The following is a 21,009-nucleotide window of genomic DNA, read 5'->3' as shown; positions in this document are numbered from 1 at the left end:
GAATCAATTTTCTCTCTTTAGCCATTATTCGCCTTTGCTAAGCTGAGATTTCAGCGCCTCCAACTCATCATCCACATTGATTTCGCCTTTAAGCAATTCCAGTTCACTGTCCACATTCGTGTCAGTCTCGTATTTCGCAGCCAAATCTTTGATGTCAGTACCTGAACTTTTATTCAGTTCGGCCATGGCCATCGCTTCGTCGAGCTCCTGGTTGATTTTCTCTTCCATCTTATCGAATGCGGAAATCCGCTCGCCCGTACTGCTCACAGAAGAATTCAACTCATTCATGCGTTTTTGCGTCTTCGCGACAGAGGCCTTCCCTTTCAGCTCGGCACGGCGCGACTCCAGTTCACCGATATCCGACTCCAGTTTGTCATGCATCTGGCGCATCTGTGTGGTGTTGGCAGCTGCCAGCTCCACAGCCGTCTGCATCGTTTTTTCCTTTTCTGCCAATTCCGCTTTTCGCTGAAGAAACTTCCGGGCATCGTCTTCGTTTTGTGCTTCCAGCGCTTTCACTGCGTAGCGCTGCATATCGTCGATTTCTTTCTGCAGCTCCGCCAATTCCCGACGCTCCCGCTTCTCAGCCGCCATGATGGCAGCTGTTTCCGATTTCACTTTTCCTAAATCGCTGTTCAAATCGCGCAAGTACTGGTCAATCATCTTCTCCGGGTCTTCAGCTTGATCCAGCATTGCATGGATATTGCTTGCCATAATGTCTCTGAAACGTTTTAGAATTTCCATCATCATTCTCCTTTTTCATCTAGTTTGGCGGTCCTGTCGGGCAGTACCTCTTATAAGGAGAGATTACCCTTAACCACCGGTGAATAATCATGTGTAAAACTTGATGAGACTGGTTGGTAAGGCAGCCCATTTAAAATAGCTGTCTCCTGCTATACGTTCTAAGCCAGGAAAAGTTTTCAATTTGTACTATATATAAATATATGTAAGTTGCAGTACGTCGTTAGGGATGGCGGAGACACTGATTGAAAATGGGGAAACATCGAGAAGGAAATAAAATACTTCTTTGACTGGCACTTCACCAAGGGACCTTCGCGGTGAGCGAAGGCTTTCCATTTTGTTTTTGGTTTGTGCTATTGAAATTGAAGAACACCGATAGAAACATCTGAAACACCGATAGAAACTGTTGAAACGTCGATAGAAATTCTTGAAACACCGATTCAACGGCGAGAAACGCAGATAGAAGGCTGATGGAACACCGATAAAGATTTGGTGAAAAAGTTCGGTAAAGAAATTATTCGACTTCTTAAGCACAGCTCTCTTTATTCACCTAACTTATTCAAGAGAATTCTAAAAAAGCAGCATATAAAAACCCCTCTTAAGAATCATCTTAAGAGGGGTTTTAGCTCACTATTCCATTACTATGCTTTCAAAGCTTCATACTGCCGAATCACTTCTTGGGTGATTTCGCTGTTTTCATCCAGTCCGCTTACTTCTTTCAGCACCGATGCTGGTCCATTTTTCTGAATCATGCTTTGAATTTTCATTGCTTCTTCATCTTCTGGATGGTCGAACGCCAATGCAGCTGCAATCGCTTTGGCCAGATAGGTATAAGACAATCCAGCTTTTTGCGCTTGCGTCGTCGGCCGGATAAAGCGGTCATCCGGTCCGAGCTTACGTATAGGTGCCCGTCCTACTCTTGTAACCCCGTCATTTAAAAACGAATTCTTGAAGCGCTCGATGTTTTTATTGATATAAGCCAGGTGTTCTTCTTCATCAAGGCCGTACTCTTTTATGAGATATGCGCCTGTTTCTTTCAGCGTTTCCCGCACTTGGTCTTCAATTTGCTTATCTGCCAAGGTTTGGTCAATTGTCGATTTGCCGGCAAGATAACCAAGGTATGCAATCACGGCATGCCCTGTATTAACGGTAAAAAGCTTCCGTTCGATAAAAGGTGCAAGGTTCTCGACAAGGGTCATGCCTGTTACCGGCGGAATTGTTTCGCTGGTTTCGACTACCCACTCGTAATAGGGCTCCACCAGCACATCGAGTGAACTGCTGTCTTGAATCGGTACGATCCGGTCGACTGCAGAGTTGAAGAAATAAATGCTGCCTTCGAGCTTGTCCTTCGTTTCCTCGTCGAGATTGTCCAAAATATGTTTTTTTAAGATATCGGTTGCTCCAATTTGGTTTTCACAAGCAATGACATACAATTTCTCATCGGTAGCCTGAAGGCGTTCTGCAATGCCCCGGGCAATCAGCGGAGCGATACGCGGCAAGATGTTCGGGCCAATCGCGGTGGTCAAATAAGTCGCTTTTTGAATCGCTTCTATTACACCGTCTTCATCTTTCATATTGTTGACGCCTGAAACATTCTCGATGGTAATCGTTTCTTCTTGCGCTTGCGCCAATTTTACGTTGTATTTTTGTTCTTCATTTAATTTATTGATGATCGGGTCTGCCACATCCACAAATGTCACATGATAACCGGATTCGGAAAATAACGCCCCGATAAACCCTCTGCCAATGTTTCCTGCTCCAAAATGAACGGTTTGTTTCAATAAGATCATTCCTTTATCAAATTATTTTGTAGGTAATCGAAGAATAAATCTTCGAGCTTGTTTCGAATCATGCTTTCATTAGAAGATGAAAAAATCATCATTGCCGCATCGCTTTCGATCAAGCTTGAACTGATGAGGCTCAGTATTTCCTGCTCTCTGTGGCTCATGTCAAGCGGCGCCAGCATCAACAGCAGATTTCTCATCTGCACTGTTCCGCCATCCATCCCTTTGACGGTACTCGGGTTGTCCAAGTGCACCACTTGAAACAGCAACTCCCGGACAGATTCATCGCGGCAATGGAAAAGAGCCATATTGGTGTTCGGAATTCCGAGCCCGCCTTTTGCTTCCCGCTCCTCTAATTGGCGAATGGCAGCATTGGCACTGGCGATAAGCCCGTTCCGTTCTGCCTGCCCGAGTACTTCATCTAAAACCTTCCAGTGATCCGTAACATGCTGTTTTCTAAATACCTGGAAATTCGTTAAAATGGCGTCCATGCTGGATTGCACGTCTTTTATGTCCTGCAGGAGATTCTGCACATTCGGCCGATTATTTTTAATTACAGTTTCGTCCGGTTTTCCAAAATTCACGTATTGCTTTTTCCTGGTGATTTTCTCTAAATTATTCTGCAGATAGCTTTCGATGGATCCAATGTCTTTGTCACTGAGCAGCGGACTCACCATAATGTAATCGACGTCTGTAATCGGAAGCCGAATGGTGGATATCACCAAATCATATTCCTGAAAATGAGCGGATTGAAAATCGTTGATTGATAAAATCTCCACCGAATTGATTTCCGCCAGCTCTTTTTGAATGCGGCTCGCCAGCATTTTGGAAGTCCCGATGCCTGTCGGGCAGACGACTACTGCGTCAATCCGGACTCTTTCTTCGTTCACCAGCAAAGCCGAACCGAAATGCAAGACAATGAAGGCAATTTCATCAGCTGGAAATTCAAGGTTCTTGAATTCCGTTTCCAGACTCTGCTTTACCGCCATAAACAATACCGGATACTTTTTCTTGATTTCATCGGTCAATGGATTAAAGGGTTCCAAGTTTTGCTTCAAGCGGAAAATGGATGGCCCCATATGCGCGAGCAAGCCTTGGTACAATGAAAAATCATCAGTCAGATCCACATGCAGCTGGGATGATACATTGCGGATCATGTTTTTAATCAGCTTGCCAAGCAGCACGCTATCGTAATAAACCAAGTCAGCTGCCTGCACTTTTGACCCTTTTAAAATCACTGACAAAAAATGCACATCTTCAGCAGTCAGCGGGATCGCAAGCCTGTCGCTTAATTCTTCGCAAATCGTTTCCATCAATTGATGTTCATTGGTTGATTCGGTTGCCTTCTCATCCGGTTCCAACAAGAAATGCTGTTCTGTCCGCTGCAGCGTCAGGCAGATATGGACGACCAGCCCAATATAATCGCTGTCTGCCAACCGTGTTTGTTCTTTATTGATTTTTTGGTTCACCAATTGATCGGTCAATGCCAAATAATGCGGTGAAAAATAACCAAGAACTTTCTCTTCCGGGTTTTTCCCTTGCTGCAGAAAATACAAACTTTCAATGAGCTCTTCATAAAAATAGACAAGGAAGTAGCTGGCCAATGCATGCCGTTTATTGGCTTCCTGGCCATCCACTTCTATCCCGACTCCTCTTCTTCTCGACAAGGTGACCGAAAATTTATGGAGCCACTCGGTCAAATCGTCCAAGTACGAGGTCAGCGTAGCGGTGCTGATTCCCAGTTGTTTGGCCAGCATCTGCTTTTTGAAAGAAGGACCCTCATGCAGCAATATGATCAACAAACTCAACTTCCGTTCTTCAGGCGTTTCATCAGTCGGGCTGACACTGATCAAACGCTGGATCAGCCGATAGATTTGTTCATTATTGCCTTCAATGAAGAGGCCTTCATTTGCTGTGCGCTTTACTTCCAGATCAAATTGCTTCAGCAGCTTTTCTATTGATTTCAAATCCCGCTGTATCGTCCTGGCACTTACATTCATGTATGTAGATAGGGAGTGTACCGTATGCTTTCCAGATGTTCTGACAATCAACTCGATAATGGACTTTTCCCTAAATGTAATAAACATCTATTTCACTCATTTCACTTTTAAGATTCCTTCAAGAGCGAGAAATGCAAAATAGAATAAAAGGCAGGAAATCCTGCCTTTCTCTTTAAAGTGTTTATTTGCGGTTGATGATCTCTAATAATTCTTTAGCGGATTTTGCTTCCACCAGCTGATCGACATTGTCCTGTTCAGCACAAATGACTGCAATGCCTGAAAGGATTTCTAGGTGCGTGCCGTCTTTGCCGGCGATTCCAAAGATCAATTTTGCACTTTCTCCATTAAAGTCTACTCCATTTGGAACTTGAACAACAGTAAAGCCTGATTTGATGACCGATTTTTTGGCTTCTTCGGTGCCGTGAGGAATTGCGACGTTGTTGCCCATATAAGTTGTTGTGATTTCTTCACGTTTCATCATTTCATCCACATAGGATTCTTCTACGTAGCCGGCATTCACAAGTGCTTGTCCGGCAAATCGGATCGCTTCTTCTTTAGTGTTGAAGCTTTGGCCGATAAAGATGTTTTCTTCCAGCAGCAGCTGATCTTCTTGAGCTTCATTAGGAGCTTCTGTCGCAGCTGTTTCACTTTCTTCAACCAGCTCCACTTGCTCACCTGTCACACCATTTTTCAGCCGATCGATCAATGTGTCGTATTCCGGGCTCGATAAGAAGTTATCAACTGAAATGTGATAGGCATTCGGCACTTTACTTTGCGCTCGTGGTGTCAGTTCTTCCTGGGTAATGACGATTTGAGAATCGGATGGAATCGTGCTGATTGCTGTATTCGTCACTTTGACGTCCAGACCCGCTTCTTTTACTTTCTTACGTAAAAGAGAAGCACCCATGGCACTCGATCCCATTCCGGCATCGCAGGCAAATATGATTTTTTCGACGTTTTCGGGGAAAACGCCTTTAGCCGTTGCTGCAGTTGCGCCTAACTCTCCAGCAATTGAACTTTTCTTGCCTTTCATTTGTTCCATTTTCTTTGTCGCTTCATTAATGTCTTCATCTGTTTGTTTGCTTGATTTTAGAATGACAGCAGAAATCAGGAAGGATATGGCTGTTGCAACAAATACCGCTGCAAAGTTAGCCAAGTAAGCCATTCCTTCAGGCGGTGTAACAGCAGCAATCGCCAGGATGCTTCCCGGTGATGCAGGCGCCACCAAGCCTCCGCCCATCAACACAAGTGTAAAGACGCCACTCATCCCGCCTAGGATAACAGACAACAGCAACATCGGTTTCATTAAAACGTAAGGGAAATAAATTTCATGAATCCCACCGAAGAAATGAATGATGGCCGCTCCCGGGGCAGATTGTTTCGCCATTCCTTTTCCGAATAGCATAAACGCAAGCAGCACACCGAGACCCGGTCCAGGGTTTGATTCCAATAGGAACAGGACTGATTTTCCGGCTTGCTGAACTTGCTCCAACCCGATTGGCGATAAGACCCCATGGTTGATGGCGTTATTCAAGAAGAGAATTTTCGCCGGTTCGATCAGAATACTCGTTAATGGCAATAAGCCTGCTTCCAATAACCAATCGACACCTGATACAAGAACTTGCGTAAACGCTTTTACAGCTGGCCCAACTCCAAGGAAGGCGAGAATCGCAAGCCCGCCGCCTAGAATCCCGGCAGAGAAGTTATTGACCAACATTTCAAAACCGGTCCGGATTTTCCCTTCAATCAATTGGTCAAATTTCTTAATGACAAATGCCCCGAGCGGCCCCATGATCATGGCCCCTAAGAACATTGGTGTATCCGGTGCTCCGATGATAACCCCCATCGTTGCAATCGTACCGACTACTCCACCGCGCTGGTCATAGATTAGCCGGCCTCCTGTATACCCGATTAAGAGCGGCAGCATGTATGTAACCATCGGGCCGACCATTTGGCCGAGTTCTTCGTTCGGGAAAAAGCCCGTCGGAATGAACAATGCCGTTATTAATCCCCAGGCGATAAATGCACCGATATTCGGCAGCACCATCGAACTCAGGAAGTTACCGAATTTTTGTATGGAAACTTTCATCGCTGATTGATTCATCACATTCATCCTTTCTCTAAAAAAGAGCAGCAGCTCTTTTTGATCTTACTTAAATCATAGAGGATGAATGGAAGCGTATTCAATAAGAAGGAAAGTTAACTTTGTCGCTCTTGTCCGGACAAGCCTGTTGTTTCTCTGTTTTATAGGAAGAAAATCGGGAAACACCGATAAAAATCTTCAAAACACCGATAGAAACTGCCGTAACGTCGATAAGATCGCGGAAAACGTCGATAGAAGTCTCCAGAAACACCGATAAAGATTTAAAAAGTTATTTAAGAACGCAAAAAAGCCACAGCCGAAAACTCCCTCACCGTAGTTAGTCCTAGCTAACTACAGCGGTCCAGTTTTGTGGCTATGGCTTTGCGATGAATTTGATGCGCAATCTTTAAGGCAATGAATCAGGATCCAATAAAGTTCCCATCATTTTATATCCGAATCAGCCAGGGAACCAGCCAGTCGGTTCAACATTCAATCTAGTGTTGATTTGCTTAATCTCCTGAAAATCTTCCATTCCGTATTTCCCGAGGCTTCTGCCAATCCCACTCTGTTTATATCCACCCCATGGGCCTTCAACATAAGTTGGGTGGTAATCGTTGATCCATGTAATGCCCGCACGAATTTTCTTGATGACCCGCAGTGCTTTTGCTCCGTCATTTGAGAATACCCCGCCTGCAAGACCATAGTCTGTATCATTCGCCAATCGGATCGCTTCTTCTTCTGTGCTGAATTTCTGGATGGTCACAACAGGACCGAAGATTTCTTCACGGACAATGCGCATGTCGTTAGTGACATCAGTGAAGACAGTCGGTTTGATGAAGAATCCTTTATCAAGCCCATCTTCCGTTAAGCGATAGCCGCCAGCCGCTAATGTGGCACCTTCCGCTTTGCCGATTTCGATGTAGTTTAAAATGCTGTTCATTTGTGCTTCGCTGACGATCGCCCCTACATCATTGCCTTCTTCTAATCCAGGGCCGACTTTGATTTTATTGGCACGTTCCACGTAGCGTTCAACATATTTGTCATAAATGCTTTCTTCCACTAAAATGCGGCTTCCCGACGAACATACCTGTCCGGCACCCAAGAAGATTCCAAACAAACCGTAATCCACAGCTGTTTCAAAATCAGCATCTGCAAAAACGATATTCGGCGACTTGCCGCCCAGTTCAAGCGAAATTTTCTTCAAGTTGCCAGCTGCTGCCCGCATGATTTCGCGACCCACTTCTGTGCTTCCAGTGAAAGATACAACATCTACGTCCATGCTTTCAGAAATGGTTTGGCCAATAATTGAACCACGGCCCAATACCATATTTGCAACCCCTTTAGGGACTCCGACTTCTTCCAGGATTTCAAACAGTTTCATTGCTGTAACCGGTGTTACTTCAGCAGGTTTGTACACAATAGAGTTTCCAGCTGCCAGTGCAGGGGCGATTTTCCAAACGCTCATGAGCAGCGGGAAGTTCCAAGGAACAATCAATCCTGCCACGCCTACTGGCTCTTTCACTACCATTGCCTGTACATTGTCTGGCACCTGATACGTTTCACCTTCAGGATGCAGGATCAAGCCGGCATAATAACGGAAGCAAGTTGCTGCATCCGCGACATCAGCTGCTGCTTCGTCTTTGCGTTTGCCGTTATCCATTGTTTCCAGAACCGTCAATTCTTCTGCACGTTCATCAATTTTGTCAGCAATGGCATTTAAGATGGCCGCACGTTCATGAGTCGTTTTGCCCGACCAAATTCCGCTTTCAAATGAGTCGCGGGCTGCACGGATTGCTTCTTCCGTCTCTTCTTTGCTTGAGCGCGGCGCATGGGCAATCACTTCCTGGTTTGCCGGATTGATGACCTTAGAAATTTCGCCAGATTCAGCCAACCGCCATTCCCCGTTGATGTAATTTTTCAATTCCAATACACTTGTCAATACTGTCATTTTATTTTCCCCCTTATTTTTTCATGCTTAAATTTTAATGGCAATTTTTCCGGATTTGGCGCGTGAGCAGCAAGCTATAATAGAGTTTCGTTTTTGACGGTCATCATCCGTCAAGAAAATATCACGGTGAAGAACTTCGCCTTCTGCGACTTCCAATTCGCAGCTTCCACAGCCGCCTATTTTACAAGCGTACGGTGCGTCAATTCCTGCTTTTAGCAATGCATCCAACAATGTCTCATTCTCGCCTACATGCAGCGTTGTTTCGCTGTCGATCAGTTCGGCAATAAATGCATTTTTCGGTCCATTATCCTGGCCGCTGGAGAATAACTCGAAATGAATGGCTTTTGCCGGGTATCCATAGGATGCTGCTGCCTCCCGGTATTCTTTTACCATGCTTACCGGTCCGCAGAAATAAACATGCGTACCAATGCGATGGTTCAGCATGGAAGTCGGCGACATCTTTTGCGGTTCATCGCCGCGGGAAAAGTAAAAATGGCAGCGATCGCCGTACTCTTCTTTTAACCGCTCATAAAAAGCACATTGTTCTGCAGTCCGGGCAGTGTAATGGAGCTCGAACGTCTGCCACTCCTGCAAGTCTTTCGCCATGGTCAAAAACGGCGTGATGCCTATGCCTGCCGCATAGAAAACATGGTGCTTCGCTTGATAGCTCAATGCAAAATGATTTCTTGGGAAACTGATTTCGAGTTCTGTACCAACCTCGACTTCCGTATGCCAATAAAGAGATCCCCCTGTTGAATAATCATCTTGCCTGATGGCTATTTCGTAGAAATTCCGTTCTTGCGGATGGCTTACAAGAGAATAGGCTCTCTCTAAAATCTCGTCTCCTTTTTTCAGGAACGTTTTTATATGAGCTCCTCCTGCAAATGCCGGCAACGGTAAATTATCGGTAGGAGCAAAGCGGAACCGCTTTACAAACTCTGTCTCTCGTGTGATTTGAACAACTTTCACTTGAATATTCCCTGCGACTCTCATCTCTATCAACTCCCCACTGTTTGTCGCTGTTCAACAGGTATAAATGGATAACCAATATAACCTTTTCTTAGCTTGGAAAAGAATGGCCCGACTTCCAAGTGAGCGCTGCACTGGCATTGCACAGCTGACTCGTTGCTTGGAATTTCAGAAGTGCTAAAACACTTCATGCAGTATATAAAACGCTTTTTTTGACCGATAATGAGTGTTTGGATTTCCTGTTCTGAGGCTCCTTCGTCCACAGCAGCAGAAAAAATCCGGTAAGCCGTATCCCAATTGGCGATAATGCATAATTGGGTTCCCATTTTTTGAGATGCTACGAATTCACTGATCGTCTGGCTGGAAGTGCTTTCTGAAACCAGAAGCGCGGTTGCAGGAACATTCCCCGCTTTTTCCAACAAAGCTTCTGCTTGCCATTTGCCGCTTTCATCAAACAACACCGCAATTTTTGTTCGCCCTTGCAACAATGAAAATTCATCGGCTAATGTAGGGGATTGATCAAATAATACCGGACGGCTGTACATAAAAATCCTCTCCTTTATGCTCGGCTTTCTTGATTTGCTTTCATTTTTTCATCTTCTCTGCGCAAATATTCAACCGTTTGCGGCAAGTAAGGTGCAATTCCTTTGTACTCTGCCATTGGTTCTGGAATATCCTGCAAGACGCTATAAGTTAGATCAAACCATTCCTGACGCAATTTCAAGTCCTCCATCGGCAAGAACTGCGTATTCAAAACAAACAAAATCGCATTGCTTCTTGGCATCCGGTAGAACTTCTGCTCTTCTACACGAAGGCGGACCAGTTTTCCGGCATTTTCAGCCGTGATCAGACTTCTCTCCGGTGCCCAAACGTCCATTGTTTCGTAGTTAACATCCCAGCGGTTGGCCATTAAGTTCCAGTTGATGCGTGTCCAAGGTTCTCCCGCTTCAATCGAATGCAAGAATTGGCGGACCCGATCAGCCAGTTGATCGCCTTTACGTGACACAAATGGAACAGGACCGTGAATTTCATTGAAAGACATCCCTTTGTTCCAATGAGCTGAAAACAAAGCGGCGTAAGACACTTGTCCAACTTCCAAATAATAATTGTCGTCGCGATGCACCATCAAAACAAAATCGTTATGGAAATGGCGTCCGATATAATCCAAAGGCTCTAGCTCCAATGTGCTGGAGTCACCAAAAACAAAAGATTCTTCTTCTCCCAAGATATTGTTTTTGAACGTCCAGTTGGAGCCGTCCTTCGTCACTTCGAAATGCTGCGGGTAACGGCTCACTGCCATATCCACAAGCATTTCCAGCACTTCCCATTGCATTTCATGCGTGTGCGGGAAAGATTGGAAACGAACATCCGGCTGTTCATCCAAAAGACGTCTTTTGGCTTGGATCTGTAATTCATACTCTGGGGTGATTTCCACGCAATTTATATTTTGCAGTTTTTTCAGGTCATTCGAATAGCGGTAGTTTCCTGAAGTAAAAGGAAACGGAAACGTCGATAAATCAGTAGTTTTAAAATCCATGCTTTGTGTAAACATATTAAATTTCCCCTTTCGAGATTAAGGTATTTGCTGTTTCTTTAGGTTTTACAATGACGGGACTATTAACTTGATCAACTTCATATTTGAAAATATATTTAGCGGACACGTAATACGAAATCAATGCCGCAAAATAGGTTGGAATCCCTGCTGACATGTATAAAAACAAATTGCTCGAGTTGAATGTAAGCGGATTGTATAATCCCCAGTAAACCAGGACACTGACTGCAATCGCGACAAGTGCGGATGGGTTTACCCCTTTCCAATACGTATACGCACCTTCTGTATCGTAAAGATGCCTTAAAGAAATTTTTTGCTTTTTAACAAAGAAGTAGTCGGCGATAATAATTCCGCCAAGGCTTGCCATGATAAAAGAAATGACCGCTATGAAAGACCCGAAAGCGTTATAGAAAGTAGCGCTTAATAATAGGAATACCGCAGGAATCGTCGTGCCCATTGAAAACAGCCATGTCTTTTTCGGAAACAAAGCTTTAAAGCTGACAGCTTGCGAATACATAAGGAAAATCGCTGCACCTACATTGGCTACCGTCAGCATTACCAAACCGATAAATCCGGCGTATGGACCTGCGATTGGCATCATCCAGCTTGCCGGTGCCAGTGAACCTGCGATCAATGTTGAAAAAGCAGCGACAATCGATGCCAACGAAACGATGACACCATAGCTATAGAAACCAGCTTTAAAAGCGTGCTTTTCATTTTTAGCAAGCCTGCTGTATTGGCCTAAATAAGGCAGCCACGAGAATCCTAAACCGATATTGATTTCAAGGGCGATGGCAAGTGAACGTGAACTGGTTTCAAAAGGTTCCGCAGGAAGCAGCGAGTTCAAGGCCGGAATATGTTGGCCAAACAAGATAAGCGCGATCAGCCCCACCAGGAAAATAATGAAAGCCGGGACTGCAAAAAGATTAAATTTCCGAATGGCTGCAGGGCCGCGCACCGTAATCATAAACGTCACTGCAAACAGGAATATGGCAAAAAATGGTGTTCCGGTCCCTGGGCTGGCAAAGAAAGACGGCATCCCCAGCCAGACAGCAACTTCAACCAAAGCCTCCCCTGCCATAAACAAAGCAATCGCAATATAACCGAGAGTTAGAACCAAAAAGATGAAGAAAAATCCATAGGCGCCTTTATAGCCCAGAGAACTGCGGAAGCCGACAAATGTATCAATCCCATACCTGGCGAAGAACAGAATAATGGGGGCGATCAAAAACATCGGAAAGGCATTACCAAAAAGTGTGGCTGCCAAGGATTCGGATGACCCCAACATGCTTCCTGTATAAGCACCGGTCAGAAGCCCGAATGCTGATAAACCAATGACCACTTGGACAAGCAGTAAATCCCCGAAATTGAAAATGCGCCCTTTTTTGTCTGTGGGCAAAAATCCGAAAGCCACGTCATTTGTTACAGCTGATGTTTGCTTTGGCATAAAACCCCTCCTTCTTAACTGTCATTTTCTAGTATTGGTAAAACGTTTTCTGCATGGTATTCTAGACTCTATATGACTGTGGCAACTAAAAAGACCGTGATCAGGCTCATGACCGCTATAACTCCTGTGGCATCTTTCCACTGAGTATGTTCCGTCTTGTCGTTTTCGCTGTTTTCATAAACTTGGATTCTTTGTTCCAAGTCTTCGTACATGCCTCGGATAAATGGGTCATCAGATTGAAGGTTTTGCTCGTACTTGCTCTTCTCTTTCATAATTAACCTCCCATTTTATAAAATAATTAAATGTATATTAATTTATATAGCAATAAGCGTGCCAACTATGAAAGCGCTTTAATTATCACTTTACAAGAATGGTTTTCCGTAACTTCATTCATTAATGAAATATAAATTCAATTCTGAAATTTCGAATAGGAGCAATGCAAATGGAATGGAAATCTGTCTTACTTCAAATTTATGATTACTTGATTGTGGCCACCAAGGACGGCACTATATGCTCTGCAGACGGTGAAGGTGCTGCCTTTCCGGATAACATTTCTTCATATAAAACAATAAACGAATTGGAAATCAAATTATTCACGGAAGGGGTTTATTCTCAACTAGAAGCAGGAATAGAAAAACAGGTTTTCCGGCAAACCACTTGGATGGGGCTCGATGTGCTGACCACGGTCTTTAAGGATCAAAATCATTTCTACTTTGCTTATACACACCGGGTGCCTTCCTATATAGAGAAAGAAAAAGCCGAACCGGTCGATTTCAAATCTTCGTCTTTTATCGTGAACAGCCAAGCAATGCAGGAAGTCGCTTTTAAATTGCAGAAAGTTGCTGCAGTCGGAGTGACGGTCCTCTTGCTCGGCGAATCAGGTGTCGGAAAAGAAATGGCGGCAAAAACGATTCACCAAATAGGAAGTCGTGCTGACAAACCATTTGTTTCCATAAACTGCGGAGCGATTCCTGAGAACTTATTGGAAAGTGAATTATTCGGGTTTGTAGACGGGGCTTTTACGGGAGCTAAAAGAGGCGGTGTCGAAGGGAAATTCCGCCAAGCGCATACCGGAATCCTGTTTTTGGATGAAGTCGGTGAATTATCTCTGTCACTGCAAGTGAAAATTTTACGGGCACTTGAAGAACGGGTCATTACGCCTATCGGCAGCAGCCAGTCGTATCCAGTAGATATCCAGGTCATTGCGGCTACCAACAGGCCGCTTGAAGAAGCTGTGGCAAAAGGAGAATTCCGGGAAGATTTATATTACCGATTAAATGTAGTACCGGTAATGATTCCCCCTTTGCGTGACCGAGTGGAAGAAATCCCTTCCCTGATTCAGCACTTCATCCAGAAATTCAATACGCGTTATCAAAAACAAATCAGTTTTTCTCCTGATGCACTTGATTATTTATGTTTGCAGCCTTGGCCTGGCAATATTCGAGAGCTGGAAAACATGGTGGACCGTCTGATTGTTCTATCCAATACATCCGTTATTACGAGTTCATTGATCGAACAAATCATTCCACCAAGATTCCCATCCCGGACCACCAGCCCCATGATCAGCCAGTTGATGCCGCTTCAAGAAGCTGTGGAGATGGTGGAAGAAGAGTTGATTACCATGGCAATGGAACAATACAAGTCGGTCAAATTGGCGTCGAATATCCTGGGCATCAGCCAACCCACCATGAGCCGGAAATACAAGAAAATCAGGGATATGCAAAATAACGGAGGCAATCTGCTAAGTAAGCGCAGAATTTTGGAAGAGCAGTTAAACAAACAACTGCGCTCCATTACCGTTGTTACAGCTGTGGCCATTTCTCCTGAAGAAGTGCGAAATGCAATGAAAGACACGGCGAACGCCACGCTTCGAGCCCCGCTGGCGCAAAAGTTTACAGCAATCCATCAACAAGAAGGCGGAATCAAATGGGTCTATGTTTTCCAGATGCAGCCGGACGGAAAAGTGCTTCATATAGCGGCCTCTGATGACTTTGTCATTGAACCCGGCGAAGAGTATATTGGGCCGCCCGAAATGATGAAAGTAATTTATGAAGCCTTTAAAGGAAAAAGCGGTGTCACGCCTTTATATGAAGATGAGTACGGGGTGTGGAAGAGCAGCGCCGCTCCGCTTTACGATGAATTCGGCCAAGTCATTGCCATGGTCGGCTTTGATTATAGTGAAGAATACGTCAACAGCGAATTGCAGCGGCTCAGCAAGCAATTGAATATCACACTTTAAGTTTTGTGCAGAAAAAAAGAAGGTAAAAGCATTGAGGGCATATCCCCATCAATCTTTCACCTTCTTTTCATGTATATTTTTATAATCCATTGCCTTAACTGTAGCGTACCCGCTTCGCTGAATTGCTGATCAACAGTTCTTCTCTGTATTTCGCCACTGTTCTTCGGGAAATATGAACATTCTCCTCTTTCAATATAGCGGCCAGTTTTTGATCGGAATAGGGTTTCCTGCTATCTTCCGAATCAATAATCTCTTTGATTCTCATTTTGATTTGGGAAGTGGATTCTGTTTGTCCTTCCGTGTTCAGGAATCCTTTGGCAAAAAGCGTTTGCAGCTTGAAGACTCCGAATGGTGTTTGGATGTATTTGCTGTTGACCGCTCGGCTGATTGTGGATTCATGGACTTCCAGCAGTTCCGCAACATCTTTTAGACGCATGGGCTTTAAAGCGGCTAATCCTTTTTCGAAAAAACTCGCCTGCATTTCTATAAGCAGCCTCGCCAGCCGGTAAAGTGTTTGATCTCTTTGCTCCAGTCCCTGGATCAAGATGCTGGCATCTTTTAAATTCGTTTTTAAATACTTTTTTGTCTCATCATCGCATTCTTTCATCATGTGTGCATAATATTCATTGATTGATATTGTAGGGATATGCTTTCTATTCACGCTTACAACCAATTCATCCCCCACTTCATCCACTATGATATCCGGAATAACATACTCAACTGCGCCATAAGCCACATCCTGCAATGGCTTCGGGTTAAGGGCTCTGATGAAATCGACAGCAGCTTGCACCTCTTCTTTAGACTTTTTACACAAACCCGCAATTTTCTTTAAGGCCCCTTGTGCCAGGTCATCGAGATGATGGGCTGCAATTCGATAAGGCAAACAAGTTTCTGAATGGGTTTCTGCCAGCTGGATCAACAGGCATTCTTTCAGGTTTCTTGCGCCAATGCCAGCCGGTTCAAATGTGTGAAGCAGCCGCAGGATTTTTTCCGCCGTCTCGGTCGTCACACCGAACTTGTCGGCTGCAGTCTCCAAGGAAACATCCAAGTACCCTGATTCATCTAAATTTTTAATGTAAAAAAGGAGAATTCTTCTTTCGCTGTCACTCAAATCAGCATTAGAAGGAATCTGTTCCACTAAGAATTTCTCTATATCCTCTGCTTCCTGGCTTACCGGTCTCTTGGTATGTAGATAATCCTCATTTATATGTTTGACCGAAGTGGCTGAACCTGAATGATTCTTCAGAAGAGCCATCTTCTCTATTTTTTTAAAGTCCACTTGATGGTCTTGATATTCAATATTGAGTAAAGGATTTTCCGACACTCTCTCTGCTAGGCTTGCTTGCAGTTCCACTGCCGACATTTGGAGAACCTGCAGCGATTGTTGCATTTCCTGCGTCATTTTCAACGCTAAACTTTGTTTGATATTAACTTCGAGCTGCATGAACATTACCACCTTTTAAAACATTATTAATAGTATAATAATATACATCCGCAACTTTTACTGCACTTTATTAAAAATATGTTTTAAATCCATTCTGTTATAACAGTTAAGGTGATGAAGAAACCTTAATTATGAAGATTTTTTGATTGCTGACCTTTATATTGACAGCATTCCTATTTATTTCATAACTTTAAATCGTTGTATTTACTTAACCGATATTCCGCCAACCAGCTGCGCTTTCCGCGGGCGAGCGCCAAGCCGCTTCGTCGCTGCGCTCCTGTCTCTGCATCGCTGCGCTAGCTTCGAGACATGAAAGGGCGTTGCAGGGTCTCGGCTGTCTCGCTTTCCCGCAGGCGTCTCCGCTGGTTGGCTCCATATCTGAAGAGCAGGAACAAACAGTAGAGAGCTTTTTCAACCAATCACCGGTTTTAGAGAATCACAAAAGGTGATAAAACAAAGTTGAATGCAGCGGAAGGCGGCGACTCCTGCGGAATCAGCGCGAGCTGAAGACCCTGGACTGAGCTCAGCGAAGGAAGCGGCTGAAGCCGTGCCCGCGGAAAGCGTCCGCCCTGCAGCGAAATGAAAGAAGTACAAGTAACTTTCTAAAAAAACCGAAAAACAGATAATCCGCAAAGGGATTATCTGTTTTTATTTGCCTGGATTAAGTTATAGCGATGATTGCGCTTCAGCCATGAACGCTTGCTTCACGGAAGTTCATTTACTCTTAAAGTGCAGCTACCGCTTCGTTCAGGTTTTCTTCAATTGCTACATATTCATAGCCATGCGCTTCAGCTACTGCTTTATAAGTGACTTTCCCATCGACAACGTTGATGCCTTTTGCGAGTGCTTTGTTGGCTAATGCAGCTTGTTTATAGCCTTTATTGGCAATCTGCACGCCATATGGAATAGTGACATTCGTCAGCGCCATTGTTGATGTGCGGGCTACCGCTCCTGGCATATTTGCTACGGAATAATGGACAACGCCATGTTTGATATATGTCGGATTACTGTGCGTTGTGATATGGTCAACCGTTTCAATCGAACCGCCTTGATCGATTGCCACGTCCACAATAACGGCTCCTGGCTGCATGGTTTTCACCATTTCTTCCGTGACGAGCATTGGCGCTCGAGAACCTGGGATTAAAACTGCGCCGACAAGCAGGTCAGCTTCTTTGACTGCATTGGCAATGTTAAAAGGGTTGGAAGCCAAGGTCTTCAGCCTTCCACCGAACTGGTCATCCAGTTGGCGGAGGCGGTCAATATTGACATCAAGAATCGTTACATTCGCTCCTAGGCCAATAGCCATTTTCGCAGCATTGGTGCCAACGATTCCCCCGCCGATGATGACTACGTTGCCTGGCGCTACACCCGGAACGCCGCCTAAAAGGACACCTCTGCCTCCTTTAGGATTCTCAAGGAATTGTGCGCCGATTTGAACAGACATCCGCCCGGCCACTTCGCTCATTGGCGTTAACAGTGGAAGTGCCCCGCTATCAAGCTGGATTGTCTCATAAGCAATCGCCGTCACTTTCTTATCGATAAGCGCTTTGGTCAGTTCTGGTTCCGGAGCCAAATGCAGGTACGTATAAAGGATTTGCCCTTCGCGGAAATTCTGATATTCCTCAGCTACCGGTTCTTTAACTTTGACCACCATTTCCGCTGACCATGCCTCTTGTGCTGTTTCTACAATTTTTGCCCCTGCGTTTTGATATTCTTCGTCAGTGAAACCACTTCCTGATCCGGCGTTTGTTTGAATCCAGACTTCATGGCCATTATTTTTAAAAGCAGTTACTCCTGCCGGTGTCATTCCTACCCGGTTTTCGTTGTTTTTAATTTCTTTTGGCACTCCAATAATCATCTTTTTCACTCCTATTTAATAATTTTGATTGAACACGACGAGCTTGAGTTCGGTCATTTCTTCAATGGCATATTTCACGCCTTCACGCCCGACTCCGCTTTCCTTCACACCACCATAAGGCATGTGATCGACACGGAACGTCGGAATATCATTCACCATCACGCCGCCGACATGCAGCTTTTTCGTCGCCATCAGCGCTGTATGGATGTTTTCTGTATAAATCCCTGCCTGTAAGCCGTAGCGGGAATCATTGACTTGGTCGATTGCTTCTTGCACGGACGCGACTTTGTTGATGACAATGATTGGCGCAAATACTTCCTGGCAGGAAACTTTCAGCTCGGCATCGACACCGGTCAAAATGGTCGGGCGCAGCATATTTCCTTCTGCCACACCACCTGCCGCAATGTTCGCTCCACCTTGTTTCGCTTCATCAATCCAGGCAAGCGCACGTTCCACATCTTTCGGGCTGATCAATGCAGAGACATCGGTTGATGGATCTTGCGGATCGCCAAGTTTCAGCTTGTTGGTAGCAGCGACCATTTTTTCGACGAACTCTTCATATAAGTCTTCGTGGACATAAGCACGCTGCAGTGAAATACAAACTTGGCCTTGAAAAGCAAAAGCACCGGCCACACAGCGGGCAATAATTTTATCCAGATCGATTCCGCTGTCAATAATGACAGCTGCATTAGAGCCAAGTTCCAAGGTTACCCGTTTTAATCCGGCTTTGTTGCGAATGCCGATGCCGACTGCCGGGCTTCCGGTAAACGAAATTTTCTTTACCCGGTCATCTTTGACAAGCACTTCACCGATTACTGCCCCGCTGCCTGTAACGACATTCAACGCGCCAGCCGGCAAGCCGGCTGCTTTGAACACTTCCGCTAAAAACAGGGAAGACAAAGGAGTTTGTCCGGCAGGTTTCAGTACGACTGTATTTCCAGACGCGATTGCTGGACCCACTTTATGGGCAACCAAGTTCATCGGGAAGTTGAAAGGTGTGATCGCACCAATGACACCAAGCGGTTCACGGACTGTATAAGCGATTCGGTTTTCCCCTCCTGGAGCAGCATCCATCGGGATGGTCTCTCCGTGAATGCGTTTTGCTTCTTCGGCTGCAAATTTATAAGTGGCAATCGTCCGGCTCACTTCTGCCTGCGCTGTTTTGATTGGCTTGGCTGCTTCACTGGCGATAATGGCGGCCGCTTCATCTGCACGTTCCTCAAAGATTCTCGCTACGTTCTCTAAAATTGCTGCGCGTTCATGTGCCGCCATTTGTGCCATGATGCCATTTGCCTGAAATGCTGCATCGATTGCCTGATCGACGTCTTCTGCTGTTGCCGAAGGAACTTGAGCGATTTCTTCATTGCTATAAGGTGAATAAAGAGGTTTATACGTTTCTGTCCCGACCCATTCCCCATTGATAAATAATTGTTTTTTCGCTGCAATCGTTTCTGTCTGTGCCATATATTCCGCCTCCTTATACTTTCACGAGATTCTTGCCAACCACTGTAAATACTTCGTCAAGGATGTTAACCATCGCGTCCACTTCTGTTTGGCTGATGACTAACGGTGGAGCGAACACTAGTGTATCTTGCCCATCAAATACGACCGAACGGAAAATCAGGCCTCTATTAGCGGCCTCGGCAACGAGCTGCGGCACTAATGGTGATTCAAATCTTTCGTTTGTCTGTTTGTCTTTGACTACTTCGATTGCCCCTATCAAACCAAGAGCTCTCACTTCTCCGATAATGTCATGGCGTTGTTGAAGCTCTTTGAATCCTGCAAGCATGGCTTCACCCATTTGCTTGGAATTGGCGATTAAATTTTCCTGTTCAATGATTTCGATATTCTTCAAAGCGACTGCACAAGCCATTGCATGGCCGCTATATGTGTAGCCGTGTAAAAGTGTTCCAGTCGAAAGCTCAGTAAATTCTTTGTGAAGAGTCTCAGAGATCATCACGCCGCCTAATTGTGCATAACCGCTTGTAACGCCTTTTGCAAAACACATCATGTCCGGAACCACATCGTAATGTTCGATGCCAAAGTAAGTTCCTGTACGTCCAAATCCAGTAATCACTTCATCAGTGATGAACAAAATGCCATGCTCATCGCAGATTCTGCGAACTTCTTTGAAGTATCCTTCAGGAACAATGTGGACGCCGCCTGCACCTTGTACCGGTTCAGCGATAAAAGCGGCAATGGTATGTGCGCCTTCACGTTCAATGACTTCCAGCAAAGAATCAGTTGAGAAGTTTTCAGCATAGTGGAAGTCAGGTGCGATTGACGTGTTGAAATCCCGGAACGGTTTTAATCCCGTCGCACTTGTTGCTCCCATCGAAACGCCATGGTAGGACTTCGTGCGCGAAATGATTTTTTGGCGATTCGGCTGTCCTTTCAGTATCCAGTAATGGCGCGCGAGTTTATAGGCCGTATCGTTCGCTTCAGATCCGCCTGAAGTGAAAAACGTCGCTGATAAGTTTCCAGGCGCAATTTCTGCAAGTTTTGCCGCTAAACGGATTGCCGGTTCATTGCTGAATGTAGCAAAGCAAGAGCTGAACGCCAGCTTCTTCATTTGCGCAGCAGCGACTTCACTGATTTCTTCGCGACCATGGCCAATATTGACATTCCAAAGTGACGACATGCCATCGATCAATTTCTTTCCGCTCATGTCAGTTAAGTAAATGCCTTGCCCTTCTGTAAAGATGAAAGAAGGCCCTTTTTCTTGCTGCTGCCCGATTGGCGAAGTAGGGTGTAAAAAGTGTTTTTTATCTAATTCCATTAATTCCTGGATTGTGTTTTCTTTATTCATTAATAACATCTCCCTTTGATATCAATAATTTTTGTGCTTATTATTTATATAGCAAGTCCCGTGCCAACCCTTTTTCATTGAAACAACCACAATATTTCCAGATTTTTAATTCATATCTGAATTAAAATGTTATATTTG

At 44.8% G+C, this 21,009-nt stretch carries 15 protein-coding genes; 1 reads left to right on the top strand and 14 read right to left on the bottom strand.

Annotated features, from left to right (window positions below):
• Positions 1–24 precede the first annotated feature (24 nt).
• From AC3AQ9_RS15630 to AC3AQ9_RS15585, 10 genes are all read right to left on the bottom strand, one after another.
• Complete coding sequence (locus AC3AQ9_RS15630; RefSeq protein ID WP_488308419.1) at positions 25–741, bottom strand: PspA/IM30 family protein; 717 nt, start codon at positions 739–741, stop codon at positions 25–27.
• 638 nt (positions 742–1,379) lie between these two features.
• Positions 1,380–2,519 carry a mannitol-1-phosphate 5-dehydrogenase gene (locus AC3AQ9_RS15625; protein ID WP_488308418.1) on the bottom strand — a complete coding sequence of 380 codons (1,140 nt, stop codon included), beginning with the start codon at positions 2,517–2,519 and terminating at the stop codon, positions 1,380–1,382.
• Between the two features lie 5 nt (positions 2,520–2,524).
• A complete protein-coding gene (locus tag AC3AQ9_RS15620; RefSeq protein WP_488308417.1) occupies positions 2,525–4,609 on the bottom strand; it encodes a BglG family transcription antiterminator in 2,085 nt (694 codons plus the stop codon).
• Positions 4,610–4,703: 94 nt separating this feature from the next.
• On the bottom strand, positions 4,704–6,626 hold the full coding sequence (locus AC3AQ9_RS15615; RefSeq protein ID WP_488308416.1) for a PTS mannitol transporter subunit IICBA: 1,923 nt from the start codon (positions 6,624–6,626) through the stop codon (positions 4,704–4,706).
• A gap of 436 nt (positions 6,627–7,062) precedes the next feature.
• On the bottom strand, positions 7,063–8,553 hold the full coding sequence (locus AC3AQ9_RS15610) for an aldehyde dehydrogenase family protein (RefSeq protein ID WP_488308415.1): 1,491 nt from the start codon (positions 8,551–8,553) through the stop codon (positions 7,063–7,065).
• Positions 8,554–8,580: 27 nt separating this feature from the next.
• A complete protein-coding gene (locus AC3AQ9_RS15605) occupies positions 8,581–9,546 on the bottom strand; it encodes a PDR/VanB family oxidoreductase (RefSeq protein ID WP_488308414.1) in 966 nt (321 codons plus the stop codon).
• Positions 9,547–9,551: 5 nt separating this feature from the next.
• Complete coding sequence (locus AC3AQ9_RS15600) at positions 9,552–10,067, bottom strand: hypothetical protein (protein WP_488308413.1); 516 nt, start codon at positions 10,065–10,067, stop codon at positions 9,552–9,554.
• Positions 10,068–10,081: 14 nt separating this feature from the next.
• Positions 10,082–11,074 carry a heme-dependent oxidative N-demethylase family protein gene (locus AC3AQ9_RS15595; RefSeq protein WP_488308412.1) on the bottom strand — a complete coding sequence of 331 codons (993 nt, stop codon included), beginning with the start codon at positions 11,072–11,074 and terminating at the stop codon, positions 10,082–10,084.
• 1 nt (position 11,075) lies between these two features.
• A complete protein-coding gene (locus AC3AQ9_RS15590) occupies positions 11,076–12,521 on the bottom strand; it encodes a purine-cytosine permease family protein (RefSeq protein WP_488308411.1) in 1,446 nt (481 codons plus the stop codon).
• A 68-nt stretch (positions 12,522–12,589) separates the two neighbouring features.
• Positions 12,590–12,793, bottom strand: a complete 204-nt coding sequence (locus AC3AQ9_RS15585; protein WP_488308410.1) for a hypothetical protein — start codon at positions 12,791–12,793, stop codon at positions 12,590–12,592.
• Between the two features lie 170 nt (positions 12,794–12,963).
• Here AC3AQ9_RS15585 and AC3AQ9_RS15580 point away from each other — a divergent pair, with 170 nt between their 5' ends.
• On the top strand, positions 12,964–14,760 hold the full coding sequence (locus tag AC3AQ9_RS15580) for a sigma 54-interacting transcriptional regulator (protein ID WP_488308409.1): 1,797 nt from the start codon (positions 12,964–12,966) through the stop codon (positions 14,758–14,760).
• A gap of 94 nt (positions 14,761–14,854) precedes the next feature.
• Here the strand turns inward: AC3AQ9_RS15580 and rpoN are convergent, their stop codons facing one another.
• The 4 genes from rpoN to AC3AQ9_RS15560 all read right to left on the bottom strand — a co-directional run bounded on the left by rpoN (position 14,855) and on the right by AC3AQ9_RS15560 (position 20,871).
• A complete protein-coding gene (gene rpoN, locus AC3AQ9_RS15575) occupies positions 14,855–16,204 on the bottom strand; it encodes an RNA polymerase factor sigma-54 (protein ID WP_488308408.1) in 1,350 nt (449 codons plus the stop codon).
• A 724-nt stretch (positions 16,205–16,928) separates the two neighbouring features.
• Positions 16,929–18,062: an alanine dehydrogenase gene (ald, locus tag AC3AQ9_RS15570; RefSeq protein ID WP_488308407.1), complete on the bottom strand. Its 1,134-nt coding sequence runs from the start codon at positions 18,060–18,062 to the stop codon at positions 16,929–16,931.
• A 15-nt stretch (positions 18,063–18,077) separates the two neighbouring features.
• Complete coding sequence (locus tag AC3AQ9_RS15565) at positions 18,078–19,526, bottom strand: aldehyde dehydrogenase family protein (protein ID WP_488308406.1); 1,449 nt, start codon at positions 19,524–19,526, stop codon at positions 18,078–18,080.
• A 13-nt stretch (positions 19,527–19,539) separates the two neighbouring features.
• Complete coding sequence (locus AC3AQ9_RS15560; protein WP_488308405.1) at positions 19,540–20,871, bottom strand: aminotransferase family protein; 1,332 nt, start codon at positions 20,869–20,871, stop codon at positions 19,540–19,542.
• Between the last annotated feature and the right edge of the window lie 138 nt (positions 20,872–21,009).

The sequence above is a fragment of the Planococcus sp. VCh962 genome (assembly GCF_057748275.1).
Note: the sequence above shows the minus strand (reverse complement) of the source record. Positions and strands in the feature narration are given on the sequence as shown.